This window comes from Nonomuraea terrae (assembly GCF_004348995.1).
GTDB classification, from domain to species: Bacteria; Actinomycetota; Actinomycetes; order Streptosporangiales; family Streptosporangiaceae; genus Nonomuraea; species Nonomuraea terrae.
In genome coordinates, this window is sequence record NZ_SMKQ01000319.1 from 1 (window position 1) to 6,789 (window position 6,789).

Below are 6,789 nucleotides of genomic sequence, written 5' to 3' on the forward strand. Positions count from 1 at the left end.
GGTGGGCGGGGTGGCGCTGAGGCGGAGCGGGTTGGCGACCTGGCCGACGCCGTCGAGCCGTACGGCGGGCTCCAGGCCGAGCCGCTCGGCCAGGGCGAACGCGGCCGCCAGGTCGTTGATCGGCCCGCACGGCACCCCGGCGGCGGTGAGCCGCTCGAACCAGCCGTCGGCGCTCCGCGTGGCCAGGACGGCGTTGAGGTCGGCGATGAGCGGCTCGCGGGCGGCCACGCGGCCGGCGTTGGTGGCGTAGCGGTCGTCGTCGGCCAGGTCCGGCCGGTCGAGGGCGAGGCACAGGGCGCGGAAGAGGCCGTCGTTGCCCGCCGCGATGACGATCGGCCGGTCGGCCGCCTGGAACACCTCGTACGGGACGATGCTGGGGTGCCGGTTGCCCATGGCGCGGGGCACGACCCCGGCGGCGGCGTACGCGGAGGCGTGGTTGGTGAGCGCGGAGAGCACCGACGACAGCAGCGAGACCTCGACGTGCTGACCCTCACCGGTGATGTCGCGGTGGCGCAGGGCGGCCAGGATGCCGAAGCCGGCGTGCAGGCCGGTGATCACGTCGGCCACCGCCACGCCCGCCTTCATGGCCGGCCCGCCGGGCTCGCCGGTGATGCTCATGAGCCCGCCGGCGGCCTGCGCGATGAGGTCGTACCCGGGCAGGTGAGCGCCCTCTCCGGAGCCGAAGCCGGTGATCGAGCAGTACACCAGCCCCGGGTTGAGCTCGTGCAACGCGTCGTAGCCGAGGCCGAGCCTGTCCATGGTGCCGGGCTTGAAGTTCTCCACGAGCACGTCGGCCCGGGCGGCCAGGGCGCGGGCGACCTCCGTGCCGGCCCGCAGGTCGAGCGCGATCGAGCGCTTGTTGCGGTTGACGCCGAGGAAGTACGTGGCCTCTCCGTCGGCGTACGGCGGCCCCCAGGCGCGGGTGTCGTCGCCGGCGCCGGGCCTTTCGACCTTGACCACCTCCGCCCCGAGGTCGGCCAGGAGCATCGTGCAGTACGGCCCCGCCAGCACCCGGCTGAAGTCGGCCACCAGCAGCCCCGACAGCGCCCCGCTCACACGCACCACCCCGGGTCAAACATACGCACGCCGTAAGACTCCACTCGCATGCGGGTCAGAATGTCTGCCAGGTCTCCGCGGCGACCCGGCAGGGCCCGCCCTGGTGCACCCGCAACCGCCCGGCCGTCACGTCGAGCCCGATCGTGGCCACCGTCTCCCACCGCTGGTTGATCGGCTGCGTGAGGTCGGGATGGGCGCAGACGGGCGCGTCGTCGGGGCCGTGGCTGAGCATGGACAGCGCCCGCGCGGTCAGGTCGTCGCGGCTCAGCCCCGCCACGTTCGCGCGCAGGTGGCGCAGCCGGTCGTACGTGCCGGGCCGGTCGGAGGCGTGTCGCTCCCCCGGGGCCAGGCCGGGGTCGAGGAAGTGGTTGCAGTGCAGCAGCACGCCGTCGGGGCCGGGCGGGATGACGGCGACGCCTGCCGGGGAGATCTCGATGGACGCCGCATCAGACGCGGTCACGGCCGTGATCACGGTCGACGCGGAGACCTCGGCCGAACGGGCGATGTCGGCCGCCTCCTCCACCGTGGCGGCCTCCTCTAGGATCCGGCGGGCGATCAGGTGCACGGGCACGCCCACGTCGGCGGTGTCGGAGCGGTGGCGCAGGATGTTGAAGTGCACGCCGAGCCCGGCCGTGTTGACGCCGATCTTGGCCAGCGCACCCGCCTCGGTGAACGTGCGCACCACGTGGCCGGGGCGCGGTTCGAACTCCCACAACACGGGGGCCTCGCGCAGGTGGTCGTGCCAGTCCCAGGTCTGCACCGTACGCGCCGGGGAAGAGTCGGGCAGCACGACGGAGGTGGAGCACTCGCCCTCGCCGGCGATGGCGCGGGTGGTCGCGTCGACGGCGGCCAGGATCTCGGTGCGGGCGTTCACCGCGGCGACCTGCCAGGGCTCGAGCCCGGCGCCGGCCGCGATCCCGGCGATCTCGTCCGCCAGCCGGGGCGCCCAGGCGGCGCTGCGCTCGAGCGCGCGTTCGGCCCACACGCGCACCTGGGCGCCGGTCGCGCCGGCGGCGGTGAACAGGTCGGTGTAGCCGGACAGATTGGCGAGGATCTTCGGTCGCAGGTGGGTGCCGAACTCCTTGCCACGGGCGCCCGGCTCGGTCTGACGGGAGGAGAAAACGGGAAATGTCATGATCTGTCCATCATCTCAGCGCACCGCGACCTGCCAAGCGGCGGTTACCGGCGCGGCGCGGAACCTCCACCCCCGCCGACGGTGCACGGAACCCACGGCTGGCAGCAGTTCCGTGACTCAGGGTGATGTTTTGAGGGAAGTAGCATGTGGGCGAGGGCGAGGCTCCCGATACCGAGTGGGTGACCGCGATGGCGACGATCGAACCGAGCACCGGGCGCAGGTTTCTGCCGAGCGCGCAAGCGTTCACGGTCGACGATCTGCGCGAGCTCCCCGACGACGGGAACCGCTACGAGCTCTTCAACGGGAGCCTGCTGGTGAGCCCTTCCCCCACCCCCCTGCACCAGCGCATCATCTACCGGCTGCAGCGGATACTCGATGACGCGATGCCTCCGGGGCTGGAGCCCTTGGCGACCGTGAACGTGCGGGTGAGCGACAAGGACTTCTACATCCCCGACCTCGTCGTCGTACGCGAGGACGACGTGAAGAATGTGGAGCTCATGTTCGCGCCCGGCGACATCCTGCTCGCGGCGGAGGTGGTCAGCCCGAGCACCAAGATGCGCGACGAGATGTTCAAGGTGGAGGCGTACGCGAAGGCGGGCATCCCCGCCTACTGGCGGATCAACCCGGAAGAAGGCCCAGCCCTCTACGTCCACGAGCTGAAGGGCAAGCGCTACCGGGAGCCCACCGTCTTCAAGGCCGGCACGGCCGCTGGCCTGGCCACACCCTTCCCGATCAGTTTCGACCCCGCCAACCTCGTCAGCGACCGCCGGTAACCTCGAGGCACCGACGGCGCGGCCCCGCCGTGCGCCGTCTCGTCCCGCGGGCGTTTAGGGTTCACGGTGTGGATCAGTTCGGGTACGGGGCCGCGAAGTGAGCGCGACGACCGGGATCAAGCGCGCCGAGGCCGCTGAAGAGCCGGGGAAGCCGAAGAGACGACGCAGGCGGTGGTTCGCCTGGACGGTCGTCACGCTGCTCGCCGTGTGGGCCGTCGTCAGGGTGTTCGGCCTGGAGAGTGGATCGTTCCCCACGCAGCTCATGACCGTGACCCCCTACGGCGCGGGGCTGGCTGCGCTGACCGCGCTGCTGTCGTTGCTGCGCCGCAACCGGCGGGCCGCGCTCGCCGCGGCGCTGGTGTGCGTGGTGATGGTCGCGGTCGTGGTGCCGCGCACGGTGAGCGCGGAGCAGCCGGCGGCGAAGGGCGCGCCGCTGCGGGTGCTGACGATCAACCTGTTCGGCCGGGCCGACGCCGCCGCCGTGGTCGACTTCGTCCGTACGTACGACGTCGAGGTGTTCAGCGCGCTGGAGCTCACCTACGCCGAGGCGGAGCGGCTGGACGAGGCCGGGCTGAAGGAGCTGCTCCCCCACCGGGTGCTGCAGCCGGAGCACGACGTGACGGGCAGCGGCATCTACGCGAAGTATCCGCTGACGGAGCTGCCCGGCCTGTTCACGCCGATCGGCCACAACATGCCGGCCGCGAGGGTGGCGCTGCCCGGGGGCGGCTCGATCGAGTTCGTGGCCGTGCACCCGAACCCGCCGCTCGGCCGCAGGGTGGACGAGTGGAACACCGTCCTGCGCACCCTGCCCTCGGCCTCTCCGTCGGCGGTGCGGGTGCTGGCCGGCGACTTCAACGCCAGCCTCGACCACCGCGCCTTCCGCGACCTGCTCGACCGCGGTTACGTCGACGCCGCCGACCAGGTGGGCAAAGGCCTGATCCCCACCTGGCCGAACTTCCGGCCGATGCCGCCGATCATCTCCATCGACCACGTGCTGGCCGACCGGCGGGTGGCGGTGGAGCGGGTCGAGGTCCTCGACGTACCCCGTACCGACCATCGCGGTGTCTTCGCCGCACTGCGTCTCCCCTAGCGTCACCCGTCCCCGAGGCGCGCGGGGGTGCTGAGGCGGCGGGCTTGGCCGACGGCGACGGGTTCGCCGGTCAGGCGGATGTCCGCGCGCAGCGGCGGCTCGTCCGCCGAAGGGCCTGCGGCGAGCGTGATCGTGCCGGGCTCGACGACGCGGCGCAGGTCGACGCCGGTGTAGGAGAACGCGTCCGCCGGCACCTCGAACGTCACCGCCCGCGTACGGCCCGCCTCCAGGGGCACCCGGGCGAAGCCGACGAGTTGCACGGCGGGGCGGGCGACCTGCGCGACCGGGTCGGAGGCGTAGAGCTGGACGACCTCCTCGGCGGGCCGGTCGCCGGCGTTGCGCACCGTCACCGTGACCTCGACGACGCCGTCGGTGGCGCATTCGGCGCGGTCCGTGGCGAGGGCGACGTACTCGACGGGCGCGTACGACAGGCCGTGGCCGAACGCGAACGCCGGGGTCGGGTCGAGCACGGTGATGCCGTCCGCGCGCCGGCCGAGGGGCGGCTGCAGGTACGTGGACGGGTTGATGGCGGGCGAGGCCGGGATCTGGACCGGCAGCCGCCCGGAGGGGTTGACCCGGCCGCTCAGCACCCCCGCCAGCGCCGAGCCGCCCTCCACGCCGGGCAGGAACGCCTGCACGGCCGCGGCCACCCGGTCCTTGTACGCCCCCAGCGCGTACGGCCGCCCGGACACCACGACGAGCACGGTCGGCGTGCCGGTGGCCAGCACGGCCTCGACCAGCTCCGGCTGCGGGCCGGGCAGCCGCAGGTCGGCGGCGTCGCAGCCCTCGCCCGAGGTGCCGCCACCGAACAGCCCGGCCCGGTCGCCGACGAACAGCAGCGCCAGGTCCGACTCCGCGGCGAGCGCCGCCGCCGCGGGGATGCCGGAGGCGTCGCCGCCCAGGACGTCGGCCCCGACCGCGTGGCGCAGCTCCGCCCCGGGGAACTCGGCCGCCAGGCACTCGCCGACGGACGGGATGGGCAGGCCCATCCCGTGCTCGGGGTAGCGGTCGAGCACGTGATTGGGGAAGGCGTAGCAGCCGAGCAGCGTGCGCGGGTCGCCCGCGCAGGGCCCGACGACGGCGATCCGGGCGGTCGTGCCGGGGTCGATGGGCAGCACACCGGCGGGGTTGTGCAGCAGCACGATGGAACGTTCGGCGACGCTGCGGGCCAGCGCGCGGTTGCGGGGGCCGTCGAGCGCCACCCGGTCGGCGTCCTCCGGGACGGTGTACGGGGCGTCGAGGAGGCCCAGCTCGATCTTCTGCCGCAGCACGCGGCGTACGGACTCGTCGACCAGCGCCTCGTCCACCAGGCCCGCGCGCACCTGCGCCACCAGGTGGCCGCCGTAGGCGACGGTCTCGGGCAGCTCCACGTCGATGCCGGCGCGCAGCGCGACGGCCCCGGCGCCCGCGACGTCCTCCGCCACCCCGTGCATGGACGCCAGGAACGGGATCGCCCAGTAGTCGGACACCACCGTCCCCTCGAACCCCCACTCCTCGCGCAGCAGCCCCCGCAGCAGGTGGACGCTCGCGCCGACCGGGACGCCGTCGAGGTCGGTGTAGGAGTTCATCACCGAACGGGCGCCGCCCTCGCGCAGCGCGGTCTCGAACGGCGGCAGGATCACGTCCGCCAGCTCCCGGGGCCCGATGCTGACAGGCGCGTGGTTGCGCGCGGCGCGCGAGGCGGCGTACCCGGCGAAGTGTTTGAGCGTGGCGATGACCCCGGCGCCCTCCAGGCCGCGCACGTACGCGGCGCCGAGCTGCCCCACCAGGTACGGGTCCTCGCCCAGCGTCTCCTCGACCCGGCCCCAGCGGTAGTCGCGTACGACGTCGAGCACCGGCGACAGACCCTGGTGGACGCCGGCGGCGCGCAGGTCGGCGCCGATGGCCGCCGCCATGCGCTCGATCAGCTCGGGGTCGAACGTCGCCGCCCAGGCCAGCGGCGTCGGGTAGGCGGTGGCCCCGTACGTGGCGAACCCGGTCAGGCACTCCTCGTGGGCGATCGCCGGGATGCCGAGGCGGTTGGAGTCGATCACCAGCCGCTGCAGGGAGCGCAGGCGGCCGGCACCCTCGGCCGGGGTCACGGGGGCGGTGCCGTAGACGCGGGTGAGGTGGCCGAGCCCGTGGGCCAGCCGGTCTTCCAGCCGTGCCGGGGTCACGAAGAGGTCCTGGAGGGGGGCGACGCCGCCGGGGTCGTCGGTCTGCACCCAGGCGGATCCGAGCTGGGCGACCTTCTCCTCGAGCGTCAGCTCGGCCAGCAGGCTCTCCACGCGCTCGCCGACCGTTCGGGCGGTGTCCCGCCAGGCCGCGACGCCCGGCGCGTTGACAGATGTCATGGCTGTCACTTTCGAGAGTTCCATCCCGATCATTACGCCCGGACTGTAAGTGCCCCTATGCGGGTCGTCAAGAATATTTCGCCCCATGTCCGAAATTTTCGGAAACAGCTCGTGGACGTGCCGGAAAAGCTCCTCAGAAAAGGGCCCTGAGCAGCGGAGTCTCGTCGCCGTACCGGATGAAACTTTCAGGAAAGCGCATCAGAAATATCAGCCGGACCCTTGGGCGGTAAGCGGGGTGTCACCGGGACGCAAGTTCGAATACAGGTTCGAATATGACAGTGTCGGCTGTTCCGAGCATCCCTGACCCAGGAGTCCGTCCATGCCCGTGCACCGGTTCTTATCCGTGCTCACGCTCGCGCTGGTCACCGTCGCCGCGCTCGTCCTGACCGCCCTCCCCGCCCC

Annotated in this window: 5 protein-coding genes; 2 read left to right on the forward strand and 3 right to left on the reverse strand. The window is 72.7% G+C overall.

The window, feature by feature from the left end:
• Nucleotides 1–1,056 (reverse strand): CaiB/BaiF CoA transferase family protein (locus E1286_RS44965; protein ID WP_246075692.1); only part of this gene is annotated, 1,056 nt, incomplete at its 3' end.
• Between the two features lie 55 nt (nucleotides 1,057–1,111).
• Complete coding sequence (locus tag E1286_RS44970; protein ID WP_132623190.1) at nucleotides 1,112–2,191, reverse strand: C45 family autoproteolytic acyltransferase/hydrolase; 1,080 nt, start codon at nucleotides 2,189–2,191, stop codon at nucleotides 1,112–1,114.
• A 188-nt stretch (nucleotides 2,192–2,379) separates the two neighbouring features.
• Here E1286_RS44970 and E1286_RS44975 point away from each other — a divergent pair, with 188 nt between their 5' ends.
• Nucleotides 2,380–2,964, forward strand: a complete 585-nt coding sequence (locus E1286_RS44975; protein ID WP_132623192.1) for a Uma2 family endonuclease — start codon at nucleotides 2,380–2,382, stop codon at nucleotides 2,962–2,964.
• A 97-nt stretch (nucleotides 2,965–3,061) separates the two neighbouring features.
• Nucleotides 3,062–4,054, forward strand: coding sequence for an endonuclease/exonuclease/phosphatase family protein (locus E1286_RS44980; RefSeq protein WP_246075693.1), 993 nt, complete (start codon nucleotides 3,062–3,064; stop codon nucleotides 4,052–4,054).
• A gap of 2 nt (nucleotides 4,055–4,056) precedes the next feature.
• Here the strand turns inward: E1286_RS44980 and E1286_RS44985 are convergent, their stop codons facing one another.
• Nucleotides 4,057–6,387, reverse strand: coding sequence for a beta-glucosidase family protein (locus tag E1286_RS44985; RefSeq protein WP_132623194.1), 2,331 nt, complete (start codon nucleotides 6,385–6,387; stop codon nucleotides 4,057–4,059).
• Nucleotides 6,388–6,789: the final 402 nt, after the last annotated feature.